This is a genomic window from Kitasatospora sp. NPDC096204, assembly GCF_044763205.1.
Lineage (GTDB): Bacteria > Actinomycetota > Actinomycetes > Streptomycetales > Streptomycetaceae > Kitasatospora.
Genome location: NZ_JBIWFT010000011.1, coordinates 47,992 through 70,094 on the forward strand (window position 1 = coordinate 47,992; position 22,103 = coordinate 70,094).

The 22,103-nt window shown below is 72.3% G+C and carries 20 protein-coding genes; 11 read left to right on the forward strand and 9 right to left on the reverse strand.

Going from position 1 to position 22,103, the window contains the following annotated elements; genetic code table 11:
- Position 1 precedes the first annotated feature (1 nt).
- Together ACIQ87_RS14230 and ACIQ87_RS14235 are read right to left on the reverse strand one after the other, a co-directional pair.
- Positions 2-1,603: an acyl-CoA carboxylase subunit beta gene (locus ACIQ87_RS14230; protein ID WP_402405886.1), complete on the reverse strand. Its 1,602-nt coding sequence runs from the start codon at positions 1,601-1,603 to the stop codon at positions 2-4.
- A gap of 452 nt (positions 1,604-2,055) precedes the next feature.
- Positions 2,056-2,469: a PLD nuclease N-terminal domain-containing protein gene (locus ACIQ87_RS14235; RefSeq protein ID WP_402405888.1), complete on the reverse strand. Its 414-nt coding sequence runs from the start codon at positions 2,467-2,469 to the stop codon at positions 2,056-2,058.
- Positions 2,470-2,560: 91 nt separating this feature from the next.
- Here ACIQ87_RS14235 and ACIQ87_RS14240 point away from each other — a divergent pair, with 91 nt between their 5' ends.
- Both ACIQ87_RS14240 and mqnP read left to right on the forward strand, forming a co-directional pair.
- Complete coding sequence (locus ACIQ87_RS14240) at positions 2,561-4,018, forward strand: menaquinone biosynthesis decarboxylase (RefSeq protein WP_392867623.1); 1,458 nt, start codon at positions 2,561-2,563, stop codon at positions 4,016-4,018.
- Positions 4,015-4,911 (forward strand): menaquinone biosynthesis prenyltransferase MqnP, encoded by an 897-nt coding sequence (gene mqnP / locus ACIQ87_RS14245; protein ID WP_402405890.1) that lies wholly within the window; start codon positions 4,015-4,017, stop codon positions 4,909-4,911. The genes ACIQ87_RS14240 and mqnP overlap by 4 nt, the downstream gene beginning before the upstream one ends.
- 91 nt (positions 4,912-5,002) lie before the next feature.
- On the opposite strand, the gene ACIQ87_RS14250 is transcribed toward mqnP, so the two are convergent.
- The 3 genes from ACIQ87_RS14250 to ACIQ87_RS14260 form a co-directional block, all read right to left on the reverse strand.
- The gene (locus tag ACIQ87_RS14250; RefSeq protein WP_402405892.1) at positions 5,003-5,758 is read right to left on the reverse strand and encodes an alpha/beta fold hydrolase; all 756 of its coding nucleotides are present in this window, start codon (positions 5,756-5,758) and stop codon (positions 5,003-5,005) included.
- 63 nt (positions 5,759-5,821) lie between these two features.
- Positions 5,822-6,211 (reverse strand): glycine cleavage system protein GcvH, encoded by a 390-nt coding sequence (gcvH, locus tag ACIQ87_RS14255; RefSeq protein WP_402405894.1) that lies wholly within the window; start codon positions 6,209-6,211, stop codon positions 5,822-5,824.
- A gap of 108 nt (positions 6,212-6,319) precedes the next feature.
- Positions 6,320-7,543 carry an FAD-dependent oxidoreductase gene (locus ACIQ87_RS14260; protein WP_402405895.1) on the reverse strand — a complete coding sequence of 408 codons (1,224 nt, stop codon included), beginning with the start codon at positions 7,541-7,543 and terminating at the stop codon, positions 6,320-6,322.
- 101 nt (positions 7,544-7,644) lie between these two features.
- Here ACIQ87_RS14260 and ACIQ87_RS14265 point away from each other — a divergent pair, with 101 nt between their 5' ends.
- Positions 7,645-8,472 (forward strand): TetR/AcrR family transcriptional regulator, encoded by an 828-nt coding sequence (locus tag ACIQ87_RS14265; RefSeq protein ID WP_402405897.1) that lies wholly within the window; start codon positions 7,645-7,647, stop codon positions 8,470-8,472.
- 27 nt (positions 8,473-8,499) lie between these two features.
- On the opposite strand, the gene ACIQ87_RS14270 is transcribed toward ACIQ87_RS14265, so the two are convergent.
- Positions 8,500-9,216 carry an MOSC domain-containing protein gene (locus ACIQ87_RS14270; RefSeq protein WP_402405899.1) on the reverse strand — a complete coding sequence of 239 codons (717 nt, stop codon included), beginning with the start codon at positions 9,214-9,216 and terminating at the stop codon, positions 8,500-8,502.
- A gap of 67 nt (positions 9,217-9,283) precedes the next feature.
- Positions 9,284-10,027, reverse strand: coding sequence for a cyclase family protein (locus ACIQ87_RS14275; protein ID WP_402405900.1), 744 nt, complete (start codon positions 10,025-10,027; stop codon positions 9,284-9,286).
- Positions 10,028-10,141: 114 nt separating this feature from the next.
- Between ACIQ87_RS14275 and ACIQ87_RS14280 the strand changes: the two genes are divergently transcribed.
- The 6 genes from ACIQ87_RS14280 (at position 10,142) to ACIQ87_RS14305 (ending at position 16,037) form a co-directional block, all read left to right on the forward strand.
- Positions 10,142-10,816 carry a UbiX family flavin prenyltransferase gene (locus tag ACIQ87_RS14280; protein WP_402405902.1) on the forward strand — a complete coding sequence of 225 codons (675 nt, stop codon included), beginning with the start codon at positions 10,142-10,144 and terminating at the stop codon, positions 10,814-10,816.
- A 119-nt stretch (positions 10,817-10,935) separates the two neighbouring features.
- Positions 10,936-11,394 (forward strand): Lrp/AsnC family transcriptional regulator, encoded by a 459-nt coding sequence (locus ACIQ87_RS14285; RefSeq protein WP_030055719.1) that lies wholly within the window; start codon positions 10,936-10,938, stop codon positions 11,392-11,394.
- Between the two features lie 3 nt (positions 11,395-11,397).
- Complete coding sequence (locus ACIQ87_RS14290) at positions 11,398-12,360, forward strand: threonine/serine dehydratase (protein WP_402405903.1); 963 nt, start codon at positions 11,398-11,400, stop codon at positions 12,358-12,360.
- Positions 12,361-12,412: 52 nt separating this feature from the next.
- Complete coding sequence (gene mqnE / locus ACIQ87_RS14295) at positions 12,413-13,576, forward strand: aminofutalosine synthase MqnE (RefSeq protein WP_402405905.1); 1,164 nt, start codon at positions 12,413-12,415, stop codon at positions 13,574-13,576.
- 125 nt (positions 13,577-13,701) lie between these two features.
- Positions 13,702-14,967 (forward strand): L,D-transpeptidase family protein, encoded by a 1,266-nt coding sequence (locus ACIQ87_RS14300; protein ID WP_402405906.1) that lies wholly within the window; start codon positions 13,702-13,704, stop codon positions 14,965-14,967.
- A gap of 122 nt (positions 14,968-15,089) precedes the next feature.
- Positions 15,090-16,037, forward strand: coding sequence for a beta-ketoacyl-ACP synthase III (locus ACIQ87_RS14305; protein ID WP_402405907.1), 948 nt, complete (start codon positions 15,090-15,092; stop codon positions 16,035-16,037).
- Positions 16,038-16,266: 229 nt separating this feature from the next.
- On the opposite strand, the gene ACIQ87_RS14310 is transcribed toward ACIQ87_RS14305, so the two are convergent.
- Positions 16,267-16,914, reverse strand: coding sequence for a TetR family transcriptional regulator (locus tag ACIQ87_RS14310; protein ID WP_049651546.1), 648 nt, complete (start codon positions 16,912-16,914; stop codon positions 16,267-16,269).
- A gap of 449 nt (positions 16,915-17,363) precedes the next feature.
- Here ACIQ87_RS14310 and ACIQ87_RS14315 point away from each other — a divergent pair, with 449 nt between their 5' ends.
- Positions 17,364-19,736: a PQQ-binding-like beta-propeller repeat protein gene (locus ACIQ87_RS14315; protein WP_402405909.1), complete on the forward strand. Its 2,373-nt coding sequence runs from the start codon at positions 17,364-17,366 to the stop codon at positions 19,734-19,736.
- Between the two features lie 46 nt (positions 19,737-19,782).
- Here ACIQ87_RS14315 and galE read toward each other — a convergent pair whose 3' ends face one another.
- Positions 19,783-20,769 (reverse strand): UDP-glucose 4-epimerase GalE, encoded by a 987-nt coding sequence (galE, locus tag ACIQ87_RS14320; protein WP_402405910.1) that lies wholly within the window; start codon positions 20,767-20,769, stop codon positions 19,783-19,785.
- Between the two features lie 236 nt (positions 20,770-21,005).
- On the opposite strand from galE, the gene ACIQ87_RS14325 reads away from it, so the two are divergent.
- A complete protein-coding gene (locus tag ACIQ87_RS14325; protein WP_402406115.1) occupies positions 21,006-22,079 on the forward strand; it encodes a S1C family serine protease in 1,074 nt (357 codons plus the stop codon).
- Positions 22,080-22,103 lie beyond the last annotated feature (24 nt).

Below are 22,103 nucleotides of genomic sequence, written 5' to 3' on the forward strand. Positions count from 1 at the left end.
GCTACATCGGCGGGTTGCCGTGCTTGCGGCTGGGCAGGTCGGCGTGCTTGGTGCGGAGCATGGCCAGGGCGGAGGCGATCACCTGGCGGGTCTCGGCGGGGTCGATGACGTCGTCCACGAGGCCGCGCTCGGCCGCGTAGTACGGGTGCATCAGCTCGTTCTTGTATTCCTTGATCTTCTGGGCGCGCATGGCGTCCGGGTCCTCGGCGGCGTTGATCTCGCGGCGGAAGATGACGTTGGCGGCGCCCTCGGCACCCATCACCGCGATCTCGTTGGTCGGCCAGGCGTAGGACAGGTCGGCGCCGATGGAGCGGGAGTCCATCACGATGTAGGCGCCGCCGTAGGCCTTGCGCAGGATGAGCGAGATGCGCGGCACGGTGGCGTTGCAGTACGCGTAGAGCAGCTTGGCGCCGTGGCGGATGATGCCGCCGTGCTCCTGGTCGACGCCGGGCAGGAAGCCGGGGACGTCGAGGAGGGTGACCAGCGGGATGTTGAAGGCGTCGCACATCTGCACGAAGCGCGCGGCCTTCTCGCTGGCGTTGATGTCCAGGACGCCGGCCAGCGACTGCGGCTGGTTGGCGATGATGCCGACGACGTGGCCGTCGACGCGGGCGAGCACGCACAGGACGTTGGTGGCCCAGCGCTCGTGGACCTCCAGGTACTCGCCGTGGTCGACGATCTCCTCGATGACCTTGCGCATGTCGTACGGGCGGTTGCCGTCGGCGGGCACCAGGTCCAGCAGGCTGTCGTTGCGGCGCTCGACCGGGTCGTCGCTGACGACGGAGGGCGGCATCTCGCGGTTGTTCTGCGGGAGCAGCGACAGGAGGTAGCGGACCTCCTCGATGCAGGACTGCTCGTCGTCGTAGACGAAGTGGGAGACGCCGGAGACGCCGGCGTGGACGTCCGCGCCGCCGAGGCCGTTCTGGGTGATCTTCTCGCCGGTCACGGCCTGGACCACGTCGGGGCCGGTGATGAACATCTGCGAGGTCTCGCGGACCATGAAGACGAAGTCGGTCAGCGCGGGGGAGTACGCGGCGCCGCCGGCGCACGGGCCGAGCATCACCGAGATCTGCGGGATGACGCCGGAGGCCTTGGTGTTGCGCTGGAAGATGCCGCCGTAACCGGCCAGGGCGGTGACGCCCTCCTGGATGCGGGCGCCGGCGCCGTCGTTCAGCGAGACCAGCGGGGCGCCGGCCGCGATGGCCATGTCCATGATCTTGTGGATCTTCTGCGCGTGGGCCTCGCCCAGTGCGCCACCGAAGATCCGGAAGTCGTGCGCGTAGGTGAACACGGTGCGCCCGTGCACGGTGCCCCAGCCGACGATCACGCCGTCGGTGTGCGGCTTCTTGGCCTCCAGGCCGAAGCCCTGGGCGCGGTGCCGGCGCAGCGGCTCGACCTCCTGGAAGGAGCCCTCGTCCAGCAGCAGCTCGATGCGCTCGCGGGCGGTCAGCTTGCCCTTGGCGTGCTGGGCCTCGGTGGCCTTCTCGCTGGGGCCGCGGCGGACCTTCTCGCGCAGCTCGTGCAGCTCGGCGACCCGCCCGCGGGCGTCGGCCGGAATCTCGGGAACCTCGCCGTCGACCGGCGCCTCATGCACAACCGTCATCTCGAACCACTCCAAGGGTGAGGGAACTGTCCGACAGCCAACGTCTGCTGTGCCCCCGGCTGCGAATCACTTTCTTCACTTATGACTGTACGAGGGGCCGTGCGCTGGTTTCGGCGTCGATTCCGTACAAGGTCGGGTTCGTTTAGCTGTCAGGCCTGCACAGAAGCGGTCGGTTCGGTCACTGAGCGCTCGGTGTTCGCTTGGATACCGGGGGTTGTCGAACAGATGATGGTCCGATGATCTGAGCATGAAGAAAAGCGCAGGTCAGGGCCGTCTCCCGGTACTGTAAGTCGGTCCTCTTGTGGCGCGCTCAAGGTCCGCTCAAGCCCGGCCGCCGGGGGCCCGCCACCGGGGTGAGGGGGGCGCGAGTCGTAGGGAAGCGCCAAAAACACCGCAGCCCACCCCGTGTGCTGGGGGTGGGCTGTCCGGGCGAGCGTGCGGACCTGCCGTGATCAGCTCTTCCTGCCGTCCTCGGGTTCGTCGCGGTCGCGCAGATCCCGCTCGCGGCGACGGAGATCGGCCTCCCACTGCTTGAGCATGTCCTCGTGGTCTTTGTCGTTCCTCTTCAACGAGGCGAGGAACTCGGGGTCGTCGTCGGGGGCCAGCGGGCGCCCGCCGGGGCGGCCGGGGCGGTCGTCGGCCGGGTACCCGGAGCGGGCCCCGGCGGCCGCGGCCCGCAGGAAGCCGCGCTGCTTGCCGGCGATCAGCCAGGCGATCGGGCCCAGCGGCGGGAAGAGCAGCACGATCAGCACCCAGACCACCTTGGGCAGGTGCTTCACCTCGTCCTCGGGGGTGGTCAGGCAGTCCACGAACGCCCAGACCCAGAGCGCGAGCGGAAGGATGATGGTCAGAAGAATCCTCGGCACGGCTGGGATCTCCCCCCGGCGACGACGGCGGTGGGCGCCTACCAGGGGCCCTTGACCGAGCCAGGCTATCGGGTGGCGGATACTGACAGGCATGGCATACGACGATCTCCGCTCGTTTCTCCGCGCCCTCGACCGCGAGGGTGACCTCAAGCGCATCAAGGCCGAGGTGGACCCGCACCTGGAGATCGGCGAGATCGTCGACCGGGTTCAGAAGGCCAAGGGCCCGGCGCTGCTCTTCGAGAACGTCAAGGGCTCGTCGATGCCGCTGGCGATGAACGTCTTCGGCACCGAGCGGCGGCTGGCCAAGGCGCTCGGCCTCAAGGGGCCGGACGACATCTCCGAGAAGATCGCCGGCCTGCTCAAGCCCGAGCTGCCGCAGGGCTTCACCGGCTTCCGGGACGCCTTCGGCAAGCTCGCCTCGATGGCGCACGTCCCGCCCCGGCACGTGAAGTCCGGCGACGCCCCGGTGCAGGAGGTCGTGCTCACCGGTGACGACGTCAACCTGGACGAGCTGCCCGCCCTCTTCACCTGGCCGCTGGACGGCGGCTCCTTCTTCAACCTGGGCCTGACCCACACCAAGGACCCGGACAGCGGCATCCGCAACCTGGGCCTCTACCGGCTCCAGCGGCACGACCGCCGCACCATCGGCATGCACTGGCAGATCCACAAGGACAGCCGCAACCACTACGCCGTCGCGGCCAGGCGCGGCGAGCGCCTCCCGGTCGCGATCGCCTTCGGCTGCCCGCCCGCCGTCACCTACGCGGCCACCGCGCCGCTGCCCGGGGACATCGACGAGTACCTCTTCGCCGGCTTCATCGCCGGGGAGCGGGTCCGGATGGTCGACTGCAAGACCGTGCCGCTCCAGGTCCCGGCCGACGCCGAGGTGGTCCTGGAGGGCTGGCTGGAGCCCGGCGAGATGCTCCCCGAGGGCCCGTTCGGCGACCACACCGGCTTCTACACCCCGCAGGAGCCGTTCCCGGCGCTGAAGATCGACTGCGTGACGATGCGCCGCCGGCCGATCCTCCAGTCCATCGTGGTCGGCCGCCCGCCGACGGAGGACGGCCCGCTGGGCAAGTTCACCGAGCGCTTCTTCCTGCCGCTGCTGAAGATCATCATCCCGGACATCGTCGACTACGACCTGCCCGAGGCCGGCGGCTTCCACAACTGCGTGATCGTCTCGATCGACAAGAAGTACCCCAAGCACGCCCAGAAGACGATGCACGCGATCTGGGGCGCGCACATGATGTCGCTGACCAAGCTGATCATCGTGGTGGACTCCGACTGCGACGTGCACGACTACCAGGAAGTCGCCTGGCGGGCCTTCGGCAACGTCGACTACAGCCGCGACCTCACCGTCGTCGAGGGCCCGGTCGACCACCTCGACCACGCCTCGTACCAGCAGTTCTGGGGCGGCAAGGCCGGCATCGACGCGACCCGCAAGCTGCCCGAGGAGGGCTACACCCGGGACGGCGGCTGGCCCGAGATGGTGTCCTCGGACCCGGCCACGGCCGCCCTGGTGTCGCGCCGCTGGAAGGAGTACGGACTGTGAGCACGGCCGCCGTCGAGACCCCCGGGCGCACGAAGGCCTTCCTGCGCCTGGTGATGATCGAGCACTCGGTCTTCGCCCTGCCCTTCGCCTACATCGCCGCGCTGACGGCGATGTTCCTCGCGGACAAGCGGGTGCACTGGGGCGAACTGTTCATCGTCACGGTCTGCATGGTCGGGCTGCGCACCTTCGCGATGGCCGCGAACCGGATCATCGACCGCGAGATCGACGCCCGGAACGCGCGGACCGCCACGCGTGAACTCGTCACCGGCGCGGTCTCGTTGAGGACCGCGTACGTCGGCTCGGCCGTCGCGCTGGTGGTCTTCCTCGGCGCGGCCGCGATGCTCAACCCGCTCTGCCTGGCGCTCGCGCCGGTGGCCGTGGTGCCGATGGTCGTCTACCCGTACGGCAAGCGGTTCACCGACTTCCCGCAGGCGATCCTCGGCCTGGCCCAGGCGATGGGCCCGGTCGGCGCCTGGCTCGCGGTGACGGGCAGCTGGTCCTGGGACGCGGTGGTGCTGGGCGTGGCCGTCGGCATCTGGATCGGCGGGTTCGACCTGGTCTACGCCTGCCAGGACGTCGAGTCCGACCGCGCGCACGGCGTGCGCGCGGTGCCGGCGCGGTTCGGAGTGCCGGCGGCGATCCGGGGCGCGCGCGTGTGCCACGTCCTGACGACGCTCCTGCTGGGCTGGTTCGCGGTCCTGACGGACGCCGGGGTGGCGTTCTGGATCGGCCTGGCGGTCGTCGCCGGCGCGTTCGTCTACGAGCACACCATCGTGAAGCCGAACGACCTCTCGAAGCTCAACCGGGCGTTCTTCCAGACGAACGGCTTCGTGGGGATCTCGCTCTTCTTCTTCGCCCTGGTGGACCTGGTCGTCCGCGGGCTCGGGATCTGATCCCGGGGACGGGGCGCTCCGCCCGGTCCCGCCCGGTCCCGCCCGGGCCACTCAGTGGCCCGGGCGGGACCGCGTCCGGGCCGGGGCGGCCTCAGTCGTGCAGGAAGTCCTCCAGTGACACCGCCAGGGCCACCGGGGCCTCGTACATCGGGTAGTGCCCGCTGCCGGGGAGCTCCTCCAGCTCGGCGTTGGGGTAGTGGCTGAGGAAGGTGCCGCGCATCACCTCGGCGGTGAGGGCGAGGTCGTGCTCGCCGACGATCACCTTGACCGGCACCGGGTTGCGGTCGATCCGGGGCAGCAGGTCGGCCGTCGTCCAGTCGCGGACGTAGCCGCCGAAGGCCTCGGGAGTGGACAGCCGCAGGGACTGGTCGACCATGCGGTCGAGCCAGACCCGGCCGGCCCGCCGGCCGGTGACCAGGTCCAGGATCGCGAAGCGCTTCTCCCGGTCCCCGGCGGCGCCGTGGAACAGCGCCTCGCCGGCCTCGTCCAGCGGGTACGGCCCGGCCGGCACCGGGGCCAGGCCGACGAGCTTGCGCACCCGCAGCGGCGCCTCGGCGAGCACCTGCTGGGCCGCCTTGCCGCCCATCGAGTGGCCGACCAGCGAGAAGCGGTCCCAGCCGAGCTGGTCGGCCAGGGTGAGCGCGTCGGAGGCGATCTCGGCGAGCGTGTACGCGCCGGGGACGTCCTTGCGCCGCCCGTAGCCGCGGTAGTCGAGGAAGGCGTAGCGGAAGGCGCCGCCGTCGAGGTAGTCGAGGAACGGGCCCCAGCCCGCGCTGGTGCCGAACCAGTCGTGCAGGACCAGGACGTGGTGGTCGCCGGTGCCGACCAGGTGGTGAGGGATCGTCATGCCAACGGTCGTTCCCCGCGATCCGCCCGCCCGAACGGACGGTTCGCGGGGAGCGGGCGGCCGCTATTCCCCGCTGACGACGGCCTGGTACCGGGCGGCCGAGAGCAGGCCCTTCAGCTCGTCGGCCCTGGTCGGGGTGAGCTCGATGATCCAGCCGTCGCCGTACGGGTCGGAGTTGACCGACTCGGGTTCGTCGTTCAGGTCCGTGTTCACCGCGGCGACCGTCCCGGACAGCGGCGCGTAGAGCTCGCTCACCGACTTGACCGACTCCACCGTGCCGAAGGCCCGGCCGGCTTCGAGCTTGTCGCCCACCTCGGGGAGTTCGACGAAGACGATGTCGCCGAGCTGCTTCTGGGCGTAGTCGGTGATGCCGACGCGGGCCCGGTCCTTCCCCAGCGTCTCCACCCACTCGTGGTCGTCGGTGTACTTGAGGTTCGTCGGGATGGCGGTCATGGCGGTCTCCGTGGGGTCGGCATCGGAACTGGCGGGTCGTCAGATCCGAGGAGGAGCCTGCTACAGACGCCGCCCCTCCGCCGCCAAGCTCACCCGATCGAGTGAAGTTCAGGCGTCGCGCCGGGCGAAGGCCGGGGCGTGCTCGGGGAGCGGGCCGAAGGCGATCAGGCGGGACAGGGCCTGCCGGAAGCAGGGGGCGAAGCGGGCCAGCAGCACCAGCCGCCGCGGCGGGCCGACCCGGCGCCCGCTGAGCACCGGCTCGAACATGATGCCGTGCAGGACCCGCTGCATCCGCTGCATGATCACCGTCGGCCGCCGGCGGCGCCGCTGCACCAGGGCGAGCGCGGCGGTGGTCGGGCGGCCGTGGCGCAGCGGTTCGGCGAGCAGGGCGGCGGTGGCGACGGCGTCCTGGATGGCGAGGTTGATGCCCACCCCGCCGGCCGGGGACATCGCGTGGGCGGCGTCGCCGATCAGCAGCAGCCCGTCGGCGTACCAGCGGTGCAGCCGGTTGAGCCGGACGTCGAGCAGGTGGACGTCGTCGAGGTCGGCCAGCCGGTCGACCCGGTCGGCGTACTGGGGCAGCAGGGCGGCGATCCGGGCGCGGAAGCGCTCGATGCCCTCGGCGCGCAGCTGCGGGTCGGAGCCCTTGGCCCGGAAGTAGCCGATCTGGAAGTAGTCGTCCCGGGTGAGGCTGAGGGCGATGTCGCCGTGTCCGAAGCCGGGGACGAGGTTGGGCGGCGCGGAGCGCTCGTGGGGGTGCCGGGGCAGCTGGAACCACCAGACGTCGAAGGGCACCGGGAACTCCCGGGGCGTCAGGCCGGCCGCCCGGCGCAGGGTGGAGTGCCGACCGTCGGCGGCGACGGTGAGGTCGGCGCGCAGCTCGCCCTCCTCGCCGTCCCGGGTGCGGTACCGGACGCCGACCACCCGGGCGCCGTCCCTGAGCAGTCCGGTCGCCTCGGTGTTCATCCGCAGGGTGAAGGTGGGCTCCCGCCGGGCCTCGGCGACCAGGAAGTTCAGCAGGTCCCACTGCGGGATCATGGCGATGTAGTTGTACGGGGGCCGCAGCCGCTCGTAGGCGCTCAGCGCGACGGGGCCGGCGCCGGGGGACCGCACCACCAGGTTGCCGAGGCGGCTCTGCGGCAGGGCGGCGAACTTCTCGCCGAGGCCGAGCTCGTCCATCAGCCGCACGGTGGAGGCGTGGACGGTGTCGCCGCGGAAGTCGCGCAGGAAGTCCCCGTGCTTCTCCAGCACGGTCACCTCGACGCCGGCGCGCGCCAGCATCAGGCCCAGCATCATTCCGGCGGGCCCGCCTCCGGAGATCACGACGCTCATGGCTCTCCCCTTTCGGTGTTCGAATGATCACCGTCCGTATGGAACCTGCACATATAGAGTCTCTGGAACCGTCTCAGGTGTCAAGTAGTACGATGCCTCACATGAAGGAGCTGGTGGCGGCCGCCCTCACAGCGGCGAAGGAACGGGGCCAGGACGTCGCCGACGTCCCGCTGACGGCGATCGCCGCGACGGCCGGGATCTCCCGCAGCACGCTGCTGCGCAGGCTCGGCGGCTCCCGGGCGGCGCTGGACGAGGCGGTCCGGGAGTCGGGGACCGATCCGGGCGGGCGGCCGCCGGTGCGCGAGCGCGCGATCGAGGCGGCGGCGCTGCTGGTCGCCGAGCGCGGCCTGACCGGGGTCACCCTGGACGCGGTGGCGGACCGGGCCGACTGCTCGCTGCCCAGCCTGCACACCGTCTTCGAGGGCCGCGACGGCCTGCTCGCCGCCGTCTTCGAGCGGCACTCCGCGCTGCCCGACCTGGAGGCCCTCGCCGGGGACCCGCCGGAGGACCTGGAGGGCACCGTCCGGGCGCTGCACGCCGTCTTCGTCGCGGCCTTCACGCACGAGCCGCGGATCGTCCCGGCGGTCTTCGCCGACCTGCTCGGGCGGCCGGACGGCCCCGCCGCCCGGGTGATGGCCGCCAACCTGCCGCGGCTGCTCGCCGGTCTCGACCGGTTGCTGCGGCCGCACGTCCGGGCCGGTCGGCTGAGACCGCTGCCCACCCCGGTGCTGGTCCAGCTGCTCCTCGGCCCGCTGCTCAACCACGTCCTGATCCGGCCGGTGCTGGAGCCCGTGCCGGGCGCCGGGCTGCCCTCGATGGACGAGACCGTGGAGATCTTCGTCGGCGCCTACCTGCGCGCGGTCGCCCTCCCGGAGGCGGGGGCGGCAGAATCCGGGGGCGACGGCAACGCGCCCCGAGGAGGGCCGTGATCGGCAGACTGCAGTGCCTGGCGCCCGTCAGCCCAGGAGCAGCCGGTCCCCGACCCGTAGGCGGCCCGGGGCGGCGACCTCGGCGAGGGCGTCGAGCAGGCCGTCGTGGGCGTGCACGACGGCCTTGAGGATCTCCGGCGCGTGCGGCAGCCCCGGCTGCGGGGCGCCGGTCATCGCGCAGCGCTCGCTGGACGCGACGAAGGAGAGCCGGGCGCTGCCGGGGGCCTCGCCGGACGCCTGACGGCCGAGCCAGACGTCCTCGACGAACGGCGGGGTGCCGGGCGGGGTGCGCAGCACGATGTTGGGGCGGAACCGGCGCTCGTCGATCACGGCGAACGGGACGGCCTCGCGGACCCAGTCCAGGGTGGCGGTGCTGAGCACGCTGACCGGCAGCCGGTCGAAGTGGGAGGCGGCGTCCTCGCGGGCGAGTTCGACGTCCTCGCGCTGGAGGTAGGCGCGCAGGAAGGCGTTCGGCCGGTCGACCGGGCGGCCGAGCGGGTCGAACAGTTCCGGTCCGTCGATCCGGTGGCCGAGTCGGGCGGAGAGGCGGAGCAGTCCGTCCATCCGGCGGAAGCGGCGGGTGTTCTTGCCCGAGCCGAGCTTGCCGGCCGCGTCGCGGACGGCGTAGAGGCGGTCGCCGGCCAGGCCGCGCTCGTCCACCTCGACGGAGTCGAGCCGCTCGCCGCCGGCGGATTTCACGGGGTAGCGCCAGAGTCGCTCGATCACTCCGATGATCTCAGCCATGGCCGGAAAGCGTACTGGCGTTGACGGGGGATGGTCTAGACCAAGTACCGCAAGGCGTACCGCCCGGTCAGCCCAGCCGGGCCACCGCCCGCACCGGCGCGCCGTCCGCCGCGACCAGCCGCAGCGGGAACAGCGAGACCTCCACCGGCAGACCGGCCTCCTGGGCGGCCAGCAGCGGCCGCAGGTCGGTCAGGTTCTCGGCGATCACCCCGCCGCCGGACGCCCCCAGCAGCACCCGGTGCGCGGCGAGCGAGGGCTCGTCGGCGGTCCCGTGGTCGTGCTCGTCGGTGAGGTCGGCGAGCAGGGCGGCCACCGCGGGATCGCCCGGGCCCGGGTCGGGGGTCGGGTCGACGCTGAGCGCGTCCACCCCGACCGTCCGCACCCCGGCGGCGACGATCGCCTCGGCGGCGGCCGGGGTCAGGCTGGGGTGGGCGAGGTAGGCGTCGGTGCCCCAGTGCCGGGCCCAGCCGGTGGCCAGCAGCAGGACGGTGCCCTCGGCGGCCCGCTCCAGCGTGGGCGCCAGCAGCTCGGGGGTGACGGCCGTCCGGGGCTCCAGCCCGCGCAGGTCGGCGACCACGGCCGGGCCGGTGAACCGCTCCAGCGGCAGCCCGTCCAGGGTCGGCCAGGTGACGTCCACGTGGTACGGCGCGTCCACGTGCGTCCCGGACTGCGAGCCGAGGTGCAGGGCCAGCACGTTCACCCCGGCGGTGGCCGTGGTGAGCGCGGGCTCCAGCAGGACGGCCGGATCGCCGGGGTAGACCGGCATCGCGGTGGTCACCTGATGGGTGAGGTCGACGAGGGTCGCTGCCATGCGCCCATCCTCCCAGTCCCCGTCCACCCCGTGGACCCCCCGGTTCCCGGCGTCACCCGGCCCGCCGCGAGGGCCCTGGTGAGCGGAGCGGACGGGGCCGGATAGAAATGCCCCATGGGAACTGCGAAGCGTCAGCCGTGGGTGGTCGGGGTCTCCGGGGCGTCGGGAACGCCGTACGCGGCCTCGGTGATCCGCGCGCTGCTGGCCGCCGGCGAGGCGGTGGACCTGATCGTCAGCCGCGCCGCCCGGCTCACCATCCTGGACGAGACCGGCATCTCCTTCCGGGACGCCCACTGGCGTGCCGACCTCGCCGCCTGGCTGGGGAGCGACCGGGGGCTGGACGACGTCCGCTACTGGCCCGCCGGGGACTTCGCGGCCGGCCCGTCCAGCGGCTCGTACCCGGCCAAGGGCATGCTGGTGGTGCCCGCGACCACCGGCGCGGTGGCCGGGATCGCGCTCGGCCTGAGCAAGGACCTGCTGCAGCGCGTCGCCAGCGTCACCCTCAAGGAGCGCCGTCCGCTCGTCGTCTGCGTGCGCGAGACACCACTCAACGGGGTGACGTTGAAGCACTTGGTGGAGCTCGACGCACAGGGGGCGGTCGTCCTGCCCGCCTCACCCGGTTTCTACGCCGGCGGCTCCACCGTGCGCGAACTCGTGGATTTCGTGGCCGGACGGGTGCTGGACGCCGTCGACGTGCCGCATTCCCTGTACCTGCGCTGGGAAGGGGAGTTGGGGGCGGCCGCCCGCAAGACGGCCGACGGCGAGGGCGCTGCGGCTGAGGGGGAGTAAGGAGACCGAGGGCGGGAGAGTATCTTCTCTGCGATATCCGGGTCGTTCGGCGCGAGGCGCCTTTGAATCCGGATAATGATCTGTGGGTCTGGCGAGGTTCGGAAGGACGCGGACGGTATATGGACACGGTGGACAGACAGCTCATCCAGGCGCTCCGGGAGAACGGCCGCGCGTCCTACGCCGAGTTGGGCCGCCTGGTCGGGCTCTCCGGCCCGAGCGTCACGGACCGGATCAACCGCCTGGAGCAGGCCGGGGTCATCACCGGCTACCGGGCGACGGTCAACCCGGCATCGCTCGGCTTCGGCGTCACGGCCCTGATCGGCCTTCAACTCACCGACGCGGCGGACCACGAGGACGTCGCGTTCCGGCTGAAGGACCTCAACGAGGTCGAGGACTGCTGGTTCATCGCCGGCGACGACTCCTACATGCTCAAGGTCAGGGTGGCCGACGTGGCCGGCCTGGAGTCGGTGGTCAAGCGGATCTCGGGCACGAAGGGCGTGGCCAGGACCCGCACCACCGTCGTACTCTCCACGAAGTGGGAGAACCGGGTGAGTGAACTTCCTCCTGTAGGAGAGTGACGCATGGCACTGGTCGGACTGGAGGAGCTGCGCTCGGCTCGGCAGCGGATCGCGGGGGTCGCCGTGCGCACCCCGCTGGTTCCCGCCCCCTGGGCGGCCGAGGGGGAGCGGCGGCTCTGGCTGAAGCCCGAGAACCTCCAGCCGACCGGGGCCTTCAAGACCCGCGGCGCCTACAACCGGCTCGCCGCGCTCACCGAGGACGAGCGCGCCCGGGGCGTGGTCGCCCAGTCCAGCGGCAACCACGCGCAGGCGGTGGCGTACGCGGCCCGGACGCTCGGCATCAAGGCCGTGATCGTGATGCCGGACACCTCGCCCGCGGTGAAGGTCGAGGCCACCCGCTCGTTCGGCGCCGAGGTGATCCTGGTCGCGCCGCAGGAGCGGGACACCCTGCCCGCCGAGCTGGCCGAGCGGCACGGCTACGTCTGGGTCCCCCCGTACGACGACCCGTTCATCATCGCGGGGCAGGGCACGGTCGGCCTGGAGATCGCCGAGGACGCCCCCGCCGAGCTGGACACCGTCCTGGTGCCGGTCAGCGGCGGCGGCCTGATCGGCGGCACGGCGGCCGCGCTCAAGCTCACCCGCCCCGGCATCCGGGTGATCGGCGTCGAGCCCGAGCTGGCCGCCGACGCCCGGGCCAGCCTGCGGGCCGGCCGCCTGGTCGAGTGGCCGGTCGCCGACACCTACCGGACCATCGCGGACGGGCTGCGCACCCCGTCGCTCGGCGTGCTGCCGTTCGAGCACGTCACCGCCTACGTGGACGACATCGTCACCGTCACCGAGGACGAGATCCGCGCCACCGTGGCCGTGCTGGCCCGCCGCGGCCGGCTGGTCGCCGAGCCCTCCGGGGCGGTCGCCCCGGCCGCCTACTTCCACCGCGCCGCCGAGACCGGGGGCCAGGTGGTGGCGGCCGTGGTCAGCGGCGGCAACGTCGACCCGGCACTGCTCGCCGAGCTGCTCCGGGCATAGGCGTAACCTCGTTCCGGCAAGGAACCGAATGTCGGAGGAGGCGGGGCACCGCATGGACGCAGGGCTCAAGCGCGAGCTGGAGGCGAAGGTCTACGCGGGTGAGCGGCTGACCCGCGAGGACGGGATCGCGCTCTACGAGAGCGACGACCTGGCCTGGCTGGGCGGGCTGGCCCACCACGTGCGGACGCGGAAGAACGGCGACGTCGTCCACTTCAACGTCAACCGCCACCTCAACATGACCAATGTGTGCAACGCGTCCTGCGCGTACTGCTCGTTCCAGCGCAAGCCGGGCGAGAAGGACGCGTACACGATGCGCATCGAGGAGGCCGTCCGCCTCGCCAAGGCGATGGAGAGCGAGTCCCTCACCGAGCTGCACATCGTGAACGGCCTGCACCCGACCCTGCCGTGGCGCTACTACCCGCGCTCGCTGCGGGAGCTGAAGGCGGCGCTGCCGAACGTCTCGCTGAAGGCCTTCACCGCCACCGAGATCCACTGGTTCGAGAAGATCAGCGGCCTGTCCGCCGACGAGATCATGGACGAGCTGATCGACGCCGGCCTGGAGTCGCTGACCGGCGGCGGCGCGGAGATCTTCGACTGGGAGGTCCGCCAGCACATCGTCGACCACGACACCCACTGGGAGGACTGGTCGCGGATCCACCGCCTCGCGCACAGCAAGGGCCTCAAGACGCCCGCCACCATGCTGTACGGCCACATCGAGGAGCCCCGCCACCGGGTGGACCACGTGCTGCGGCTGCGCGAGCTCCAGGACGAGACCGGCGGCTTCCAGGTCTTCATCCCGCTGCGCTACCAGCACGACTTCCACGACTCCAAGGACGGCGTCGTGCGCAACAAGCTGATGGCCCGTACCGAGATGGCCACCGGAGCCGAGGCGCTGAAGACCTTCGCGGTCTCCCGGCTGCTCTTCGACAACGTCCCGCACGTCAAGGTCTTCTGGGTGATGCACGGCGTCACCACCGCCCAGCTGGCGCTCAGCCACGGCGCGGACGACATGGACGGCTCGGTGGTCGAGTACAAGATCACCCACGACGCGGACAACTTCGGCACCCCGAACAAGCTCGGCCGTGACGACCTGCTCGGGCTGATCCGCGACGCCGGCTTCCGCCCGGTGGAGCGCAACACCCGCTACGAGATCATCCGCGAGTACGACGGCCCGGACCCGATGCGCCGTGAGTCCCCGCAGGCGATGCGCCTCTGACCCGCCCCACCCGCGGATCCACCCGCCGCCCCGGCCGATCGAAGGCCGGGGCGGCGGTTGTCTTCACGGCCTCCGCACGAGGCCCGGGTTTACCAACGGGTACGGCGTTTGGCAGGATCGAAGGCATGTCCGGTTCTGATCGTGCCACCGCGTACCCGCCGCACCAGCCGTCGCAGGAGCCGGTCGACCTGATGCCGCACCAGCAGTACGAGGGCTTCCCGCCGTACCAGCAGCCGGTCCGGCAGGAGGACTACGGCCAGTACCAGCCGTACGGCCAGGCGTCAGACGGGTACTACGAGGCGTACGGCCAGCCGTACCCGCAGTACCAGGCGTACCAGGCCGAGCCCGTCGCCGAGCCGTTCTCCGAGTCCGTCTACCACGAGGCGGAGCCCGCCGCGGCGCCCGTCGCCCACGAGCCCGTCGCCCACGAGCCGGCCGCCTACCAGCCGGTCTCCTACGAGCCGGTCTCCTACGAGCCCGAGCCCGTCGTGCTCGCCGCCGCGCCCGTCGCGCCCGCGCCGGCTTCCCGGGCGGCCGCCCGGGGACGGCGGCGCAAGGCGAAGCAGAAACGTCACGGCAAGGCCATGATGGCCGGCACCGCCCTGCTGGTCGCCGCCACCGCGGGCTGGTACGCCGTCGGCCAGGACGACGCCAAGCCCGGCATCGCTGCCGCCGACGGCCCGGGACCGGAGGGCGTCAGCAAGCCCGACCAGCCGGCCCCGGCGGCCGTCCAGGCCGCCTCCGACCGGAAGGCCGCCGCCCCGGCCGCGGACCGCAGCCAGACCCGCGCGGACGGCTCGGTCGCCGCGATACCCGGCCTCGGCGCGACCTTCACCGCGAAGATCCCCGCCGAGACCACCCAGGTCGTGGTCGCCTCCGGCCAGGACAAGAACACCGACAAGAACACCGTCACCCTCTGGACCCGCACCCCCGAGGGCCGCTGGCTGGCCGGCGAGACCTGGCAGGGCCACAACGGCAAGAACGGCTGGACCGCCGACCACAACGAGGGCGACCTGCGCAGCCCGATCGGCGTCTTCGGCCTCACCGACGCGGGCGGCCGCAAGGCGGATCCGGGCGGCAAGCTCCCGTACGACAAGGACCCGAGCTTCGTGGTCTCCGGCACGGGCTTCTTCGGCGACCAGCTGGAGGGCTCCTTCGACTACGTGGTCGCGATCAACTACAACCGTGTCGCCGGCAAGTCCCCGCTCGACCCGCGCCGCCCGATGGGCCCCAAGAAGGGCGGCGGCATCTGGCTCCACGTGGACCACGACGGCCCGACCCACGGCTGCGTGTCGATCCCCGAGGACAAGATGGCCCAGCTGATCCGCACCTTGGACCCGGCGGCCCACCCGGTCATCGTGATGGGCGACGCACCCACTCTGGCCGCCTGACCTCGGCGTACGTGGAACCCGGGCGCCGCAAGGGCCCTTGTCGACCTCCTACAGATCGAGGGGGCGGATCCTGTCACCGGTCATACCATGCTGACCAGCGGGTAACCCGGTTCCATGGCAGTATGAGCGGTTCGCGCATTGTGGCACTCGGCCACTACCAGCCCCCCAAGGTCCTCACCAACGACGACCTGGCGGCGCTGGTCGACACGGACGACGAGTGGATCCGCACCCGCGTGGGCATCCGCACCCGGCACATCGCCGAGGCCGAGACCCTGGTCGACCTCGCCACCGAGGCCGCCCAGAAGGCGCTCGCCAACAGCGGCCGGACGGCGGCGGAGATCGACCTCGTCGTGGTCGCCACCTGCACCGCGATCGAGCGCAGCCCCAACACCGCCGCGGCCGTCGCCGCCCGGCTGGGCGTGCGCTCGCCCGCCGCGTACGACATCAACACGGTCTGCTCCGGCTTCTCGTACGCCCTGGCCACCGCCGACCACGCGATCCGGGCCGGCGCGGCCCGCCGGGCCGTGGTGATCGGCGCCGAGCGGATGTCCGACACCCTCGACTGGACCGACCGCTCCACCTGCGTGATCTTCGGTGACGGCGCGGGCGCCGCGGTGGTCGAGGCCCAGGAGGACGGCGCCGAGCCCGGCATCGGGCCGGTGGTCTGGGGCTCGGAGCCGGAGCGGGGTGACGCCGTGGTGATCACCGGCTGGGACCCGGTGATCAGCCAGCAGGGCCAGTCGGTCTTCCGCTGGGCCACCACCCAGCTCGCCCCGCTGGCCCGCCAGGCCTGCGAGCGGGCCGGGATCGACCCGTCCGAGCTGAAGGGCTTCGTCCCGCACCAGGCCAACCTGCGGATCATCGACGCGATCGCCGGCAAGCTGGGCCTCGGCGAGGACGCGGTGGTGGCCCGGGACGTGGTCCACTCCGGCAACACCTCGGCCGCCTCGATCCCGCTCGCCTTCTCCAAGCTGGTCGAGCGCGGCGAGCTCTCGCCCGGCGACCCGGTCCTGCTCTTCGGCTTCGGCGGCGGCCTGGCCTACGCCGGCCAGGTGGTGCGCTGCCCCTGACGCCACGGCCCCGCGCGGCCCCGTGGGGCCGCCCGGAGGTGCCGCGGCGCCGTCCGGACCCGAACACGCCGGTGGGCGGGCACCCTGTCACGGGTGCCCGCCCACCGGCATGTCTGGCGCGCGTGCGGTACGTCGGCGGACCTCCCCCGAGGACACGGCCGCCGTCCGTCGTACCCCGGACAGGAGGCCGGGGCTGCGCGCGGAGCGGATGGTGGATCGGAGGACGGTCCTACTTGGGCGCCTTCTTGCCGGTGACGCCCAGGTACACCAGGGGAGCGAGGTTGGGCTTGAGGTCCTTGACCTTGACGCCCCAGGAGGTGAAGGCCTTCTGGTGCTCGGCCGCCGAAGCGAGCAGCGAGACCAGGGCCCCGGCCACGGCGTTCGGGTCGAGCGACTTGTCGGCCTGGCCCTTCGCCTGGAGTTCCCTGACGGCCTCGGCGAGCGGCTTGGCGACCGCGTTGAGGACCGTCATGCGGATCTTGAAGAACCGCTTGTCCCCTTCGGCGGCACCGAGCGTGACCACTCGGAGAATGGCGTCGTTCTTGCGCCAGAAGGCGAGGAATCCGTCGACCAGTTCTTCCGAAGTGGTCGGTCCGGACTTCCCTGCCCAGGACTTTCCGGCCACCAGCTCTTTGAGCTGGTCGGCGTCCTTGGCCATTTCCTCGGCGATTTCGAGGACAGCGCCCTCGACATCCGGGAAGTACTGGTAGAAGGTCGCGGGGGAGGTACCCGCCATACGGGCGACGTCGATGACCTTGACGTCCCGATAGGGCGACGTGCTGAGCATCTCGCGGAGGCAATCGAGCAGCTTCTGCCGCGTCTCCTGTCCGCGTCGCCCGGCGACGCGACCGTCGACGGTGCGAACTTGTCCTGTCATGCCGTCAGCTTACCGTGGCAAGATCTTGGCGCGATTCGGTGATGCGACTATTACTCCGCACGGGGGGTCGGTTATAGCGTCATGAACCGCTTCGGACGGATATTCACCGGGCCTCGAAGCCCCTGTTGAAGCCCCCCCGTGTGCTTTTGACCTCACAGCGTGACGGCGAGTCCGCTGAGGGGTGGTCGAGTGACAGAGCGTGACGATGGCCGAGGATCGCGGTGTCGTCCGGAAGTGGACGGTCCGCGGCTCCGCGCGCAAGCCGCCCCGGAGCGGACGTCAGGATCCGGCCGTTCCGTCCTCGCTGGTCAGGGGCCTGTCCGGGGCGCCGTCCGGGCCCGAACGGCGTGTTCCGGCGGGTGGGGGAGGTTGGATATGCGTGGGGCGGCATTGGAGAATCGGGTCCGGCACCACGCGGCGGGTGCGGACAACGGGGAGGTGGCAGCGGAGTGGACCAGCTGACGGCGCACGATCCGAGGCGGATCGGGCCCTTCGAGGTGCTGGGGCGGCTCGGCGCGGGTGGGATGGGGCTGGTCTACCTGGCGCGTTCCGCGTCGGGGCGACGGGTGGCCATCAAGACCGTGCGGGGTGAGCTGGCCGAGGACGAGCTGTTCCGGGTCCGCTTCGCCCGTGAGATCGAGGCGGCCAAGACGGTCGGCGGCTTCTACACCGCGGCCGTGGTGGACGCCGACGCGGACGCCCGGGTGCCCTGGCTGGCCACCGCGTACATCCCGGCCCCCTCGCTGGAGGACCTGGTCGAGGAGTGCGGCCCGCTGCCGGTGGAGGCCACCCGCTGGCTGGTCGCCGGCATCGCGGAGGCCCTCCAGTCCATCCACGCGGCCGGGCTGATCCACCGCGACCTCAAGCCCTCCAACGTCCTGGTGGTCGAGGACGGCCCGAAGGTGATCGACTTCGGCATCGCCGCCGGCGTGTCCAGCACCCGGCTCACCATGACCAACGTCGCGGTCGGCACGCCCGCCTACATGTCCCCCGAGCAGGCCAGGGACAGCCGGACCGTCCGGGGCGCCAGCGACGTCTTCTCGCTGGGCTCGCTGATGGTCTTCTGCGCCACCGGGCACCCGCCCTACCGGGGCACCAACCCGGTCGAGACGGTGTTCCAGCTGCTGCGCGAGGAGCCGGACCTGACCGGCATGCCGCCCGAGCTGATGGACCTGGTTCGCGCGTGCATGCAGCAGGCCCCCGAGCGCCGGCCCACCCCGGCGCAGATCCAGACCGAGCTGGCCCCGCTCCTCTTCTCCCGGGACGACGCCTCCGGCGAGGCCGGGGACTGGCTGCCGGTCGACGCGCTGGAGCTGATCGAGCGCAAGCGGGGCCGCCGCCCGGCCGCCCCGCCGCCGCGCCCGGTGGCCGCGCCGCCCCAGCCGCCCCCGCACCCGCAGGCGCCGCCCCCGCACGTCCCGCCGCAGCACCCGGCACCGGCCGACCCGCGCACCAACCCGGGCGGGCGGCACGCGCAGTCGCCGGCCGGGCCGGTGCACAGCCTGCCGCGGCCGGGCCAGGCCTCCGAGGCCGAGATCCCGACCGCGAAGATCGCCTCCCCGAACCGGCACCGGGCGCCGACCGGCGGCTCCGTCGAGGTGCAGCTGTCCGGCGCGTCGGTGCGGATAGGTCCGGGGCCCCGGGCCGAGTACGAGCAGCCGGGCCCGAACACCGCCCCGGCCACGACGGACTGGGTCCGCCGGGCCCCCACCCCGCCGCCCCCGCCGGTCGCCCGCTGGCGTCCCTGGCGGTTCCGGATGTCCAACGACGTCTGGGGCACCCCGGTGGTCGCCGACGGCACGCTCTTCGTCTCCAGCTTCGAGGTGCACGCGCTGGACATCACCTCCGGCGAGCGCCGCTACAAGACCAGGGACGTCGCCTGGGCGCTCGCGGTGGACGCCGGCCGGGTGCACGCCGCGGACGGCCCGCACCTGTACACGGTGGACGCCGCGGACGGCACCGAGCGCTGGCGCACCTCGCTGGACGGCTGGGTGTACTCGCTCTCCGCCGCCGAGGGCGTGCTCTGCTGCGGGATCAGGGGCGGCGGCGTCCAGCTCCGCTCGGCCGCCAACGGCGCCGAGCTGTGGCGCGCCGACGACGCCCAGCAGGACTACGAGAACCCCCAGTCGGGACCGGTCCTGGTGGGCGGCGCCGCCTACTACTACGGCGGTGGTCGGCTGCGCTGCGTCGACCCGCGCGGCGCGGGCCTGCGCTGGTCCTTCCAGGTCGGCGAGGACGTGCCCTCGCACCCGGTCGAGCGCGGCGGCGTGCTGTACGTGTCGGCCGGCACCCGGGTGTACGCGCTGGACGCGGCCAGCGGGGCCGAGCGCTGGCGCTTCGAGGCCCCGGTGGTGCTGTTCACCCCGCCCGCCCTGGACGCCGACGCGGTCTACGTGGCCGACTACCTGGGGACGGTCTACGCGCTGGACGCGGCCACCGGCCTGGACCGCTGGCGCGGGGTGACCGGCCGCCGCCAGGGCGCCGACCCGGTGGTGGTCTCGGACGGCATGGTGCTGGTCGGCAACGGCGAGGTGCTGTACGCCTTCGAGGCGGCCACCGGCCGTGAGCGCTGGCGCTACACCGCCCGCGGCGAGATCGTCGGTTCCCCGGCGGTGGCCGACGGCCTGGTCCACCTGGGCAGCCGGGACCACTCGCTGCACACCCTGGACCTGGCGAGCGGTCAGCTGCGCTGGGAGCTCGGCACCAAGGGCGAGCTCACCGGCTCGCCGGTGGCGGTCGGCGGCCGGGTCTTCGTCGGCTCCAAGGACCGCTGCGTGTACGCGCTGGACGCCTTCTACGGCACGGCGGTGCCCGCCCGCTGAAGCGCGGGGCGGACACCGCCGGGCCGGTCGGCCGGGTCGGGCCGGATCAGGCCTTGCGGGCCCCGGGGTGGCGGCTGCACCAGCCGTCCCACGCGGAGGAGACCATCTCCGTCACGTCGTGACGGGCGGTCCAGCCCAGCTCGCGGTGGATCAGGTCGGCGGAGGCCACCACCCGGGCCGGGTCGCCGGGGCGGCGCGGGGTCACCTCGGCGGCGGTGTCGTAGCCGGTGACCTTGCCGATCACCTCCAGCATCTCCTTGACGCTGACGCCCTCGCCACGGCCGATGTTCAGCACCAGGGAGGTCGCGCCGGCCGGGTCGGCGGCCATCCGCTTGGCGGCCGCGACGTGCGCCGAGGCGATGTCGGAGACGTGGATGAAGTCGCGGACGCAGGTGCCGTCCGGGGTCTGGTAGTCGTCGCCGAAGATCCGCGGGGCCTCGCCGGCGGTGAGCCGCTCGAAGACCATCGGGATCAGGTTGAACACCCCGGCGTCGGAGAGCTCGGGGGAGGCGGCGCCGGCCACGTTGAAGTAGCGCAGGGCCACGGTGGACATGCCGTGGGCCTTGCCGGCCGCGGCGACCAGCCACTCGCCGGCCAGCTTGGTCTCGCCGTACGGGCTCATCGGGGCGCAGGGCGTGGACTCGGTGACCAGGTCGACGTCCGGCATGCCGTAGACCGCGGCGGAGGAGGAGAAGAGGAAACGCTTCACCCCGCCCTCGGCGGCGGCCTCCAGGACGGTCTGGAGGCCGATCATGTTCTCGCGGTAGTACAGGAACGGCTGCTCGACGGACTCGCCGACCTGCTTCTTGGCGGCGAAGTGCAGGATGCCCTCGACGCCGTGCTCGCGGATCGCGGCGTCCAGGGCGGCGCGGTCCAGGGTGGAGCCCTCGATCAGGGGGACGCCGGCCGGGAGCCGGGAGGCGTCGCCGGTGCTGAGGTCGTCCAGGACAGCGACGCGCTCCCCGGCGTCGAGCAGCTGTCGGACGACGTGTCCGCCGATGTATCCGGCACCGCCGGTGATCAACCAAGTCATGGCCCGAATCCTAGGCGTTCGGATTCGATCGCCACGTTCGGGCGAGTCAGGGTAACAAGGCGGACAAAACGGTGAAAACCTGACAAGGATTTCCGTGCGCTCATGACTGCGCCCGCTCGGCGCGGTGACGAATCGGAGGCAGCCAGGTGCGCCGTCACAAGGAACACACCAGCCCCCCGCCCGCCGGACCGCGGTCGATCGGGCCGTGGGCGCGGGGCCGGCGGCTGCCGGGGGTCCTGGCGGTGGCACTGGTGGCCGTGCTGGCGCCGGCCGGGTGCAGCAGCGGCTCGTCCTCCTCGTCCACCCTCGCCGCCACCGCCTCGCCCACGACCGCCGGCTCCCCGCAGACCGCCTCGACGAACGGCGGGACCCAGTTGCAGGAGGCCTACCAGGCGGTGATCGCCAACGTGCTGCCCTCCGTGGTGCAGATCACCACCGGCGACAGCCTCGGGTCCGGGATCGTCTACGACGACAAGGGCGACATCGTCACCAACGCCCACGTGGTCGGCACCGCGACCGGCTTCACGGTGACCCTCGCCAACAGCACCACGGCGCTGGACGCCGGCCTGGTCGCCAGCTACCCCGACTCCGACCTCGCGGTCATCCGGCTGAAGAACCCGCCGAGCGGTCTCAAACCGGCCAGCTTCGGCGATTCGAGCAAGGTCCAGATCGGCCAGATCACCCTCGCCATGGGCAGCCCGCTGGGCCTGTCCAGCAGCGTCACCCAGGGCATCGTCTCGGCCATCGGGCGGACCGTCGCCGAGCCCCAGGGCCCGGGGTCGCCGGGCGCCACGATCAGCAACATGGTGCAGACCTCGGCGGCGATCAACCCGGGCAACAGCGGCGGCGCGCTGGCCGACCTGGACAGCAAGGTGATCGGGATCAACACGCTCGCCGCGACCGAGCCGCAGACCAACGGCGCGGCCGCCTCCGGCATCGGCTTCGCCATCCCGGCGAGCACCATCACCAACATCGCCGACCAGCTGATCAAGCAGGGCAAGGTCACCAACTCCGGCCGGGCCGCGCTCGGCATCACCGCCCGGAGCAGCTTCAACCAGCAGTTCCAGCCCACCGGCGCGGTCATCGTGGCGGTCACCCCGGGCGGCGCGGCCGCCTCGGCGGGGCTCCAGGTCGGGGACGTCATCACCAAGATCGGCGACACCCAGGTCGACTCGCTGAACGCGCTCACCACCGCTCTCGCCGCGCTCAGCCCGGGCAGCAAGACCACCGTCACGTACATCCGGAACGGCGAGACCAGGACCGTCGACGTCACCCTCGGCGAACTGGCGCCCGCCCAGACCTCGCCCTGAGCCCCGGTGCGGGGACGCCGGGCC

What these genes read in the sequence shown, in the direction of transcription:
- ACIQ87_RS14230 (WP_402405886.1), bottom strand. Translation starts at nt 1,603, where the DNA reads ATGACGGTTGTGCATGAGGCGCCGGTCGACGGCGAGGTTCCCGAGATT.
- ACIQ87_RS14240 (WP_392867623.1), top strand. Translation starts at nt 2,561, where the DNA reads ATGGCATACGACGATCTCCGCTCGTTTCTCCGCGCCCTCGACCGCGAG.
- ACIQ87_RS14250 (WP_402405892.1), bottom strand. Translation starts at nt 5,758, where the DNA reads ATGACGATCCCTCACCACCTGGTCGGCACCGGCGACCACCACGTCCTG.
- gcvH (WP_402405894.1), bottom strand. Translation starts at nt 6,211, where the DNA reads ATGACCGCCATCCCGACGAACCTCAAGTACACCGACGACCACGAGTGG.
- ACIQ87_RS14260 (WP_402405895.1), bottom strand. Translation starts at nt 7,543, where the DNA reads ATGAGCGTCGTGATCTCCGGAGGCGGGCCCGCCGGAATGATGCTGGGC.
- ACIQ87_RS14265 (WP_402405897.1), top strand. Translation starts at nt 7,645, where the DNA reads ATGAAGGAGCTGGTGGCGGCCGCCCTCACAGCGGCGAAGGAACGGGGC.
- ACIQ87_RS14270 (WP_402405899.1), bottom strand. Translation starts at nt 9,216, where the DNA reads ATGGCTGAGATCATCGGAGTGATCGAGCGACTCTGGCGCTACCCCGTG.
- ACIQ87_RS14275 (WP_402405900.1), bottom strand. Translation starts at nt 10,027, where the DNA reads ATGGCAGCGACCCTCGTCGACCTCACCCATCAGGTGACCACCGCGATG.
- ACIQ87_RS14280 (WP_402405902.1), top strand. Translation starts at nt 10,142, where the DNA reads ATGGGAACTGCGAAGCGTCAGCCGTGGGTGGTCGGGGTCTCCGGGGCG.
- ACIQ87_RS14285 (WP_030055719.1), top strand. Translation starts at nt 10,936, where the DNA reads ATGGACACGGTGGACAGACAGCTCATCCAGGCGCTCCGGGAGAACGGC.
- ACIQ87_RS14290 (WP_402405903.1), top strand. Translation starts at nt 11,398, where the DNA reads ATGGCACTGGTCGGACTGGAGGAGCTGCGCTCGGCTCGGCAGCGGATC.
- mqnE (WP_402405905.1), top strand. Translation starts at nt 12,413, where the DNA reads ATGGACGCAGGGCTCAAGCGCGAGCTGGAGGCGAAGGTCTACGCGGGT.
- ACIQ87_RS14300 (WP_402405906.1), top strand. Translation starts at nt 13,702, where the DNA reads ATGTCCGGTTCTGATCGTGCCACCGCGTACCCGCCGCACCAGCCGTCG.
- ACIQ87_RS14305 (WP_402405907.1), top strand. Translation starts at nt 15,090, where the DNA reads ATGAGCGGTTCGCGCATTGTGGCACTCGGCCACTACCAGCCCCCCAAG.
- ACIQ87_RS14310 (WP_049651546.1), bottom strand. Translation starts at nt 16,914, where the DNA reads ATGACAGGACAAGTTCGCACCGTCGACGGTCGCGTCGCCGGGCGACGC.
- galE (WP_402405910.1), bottom strand. Translation starts at nt 20,769, where the DNA reads ATGACTTGGTTGATCACCGGCGGTGCCGGATACATCGGCGGACACGTC.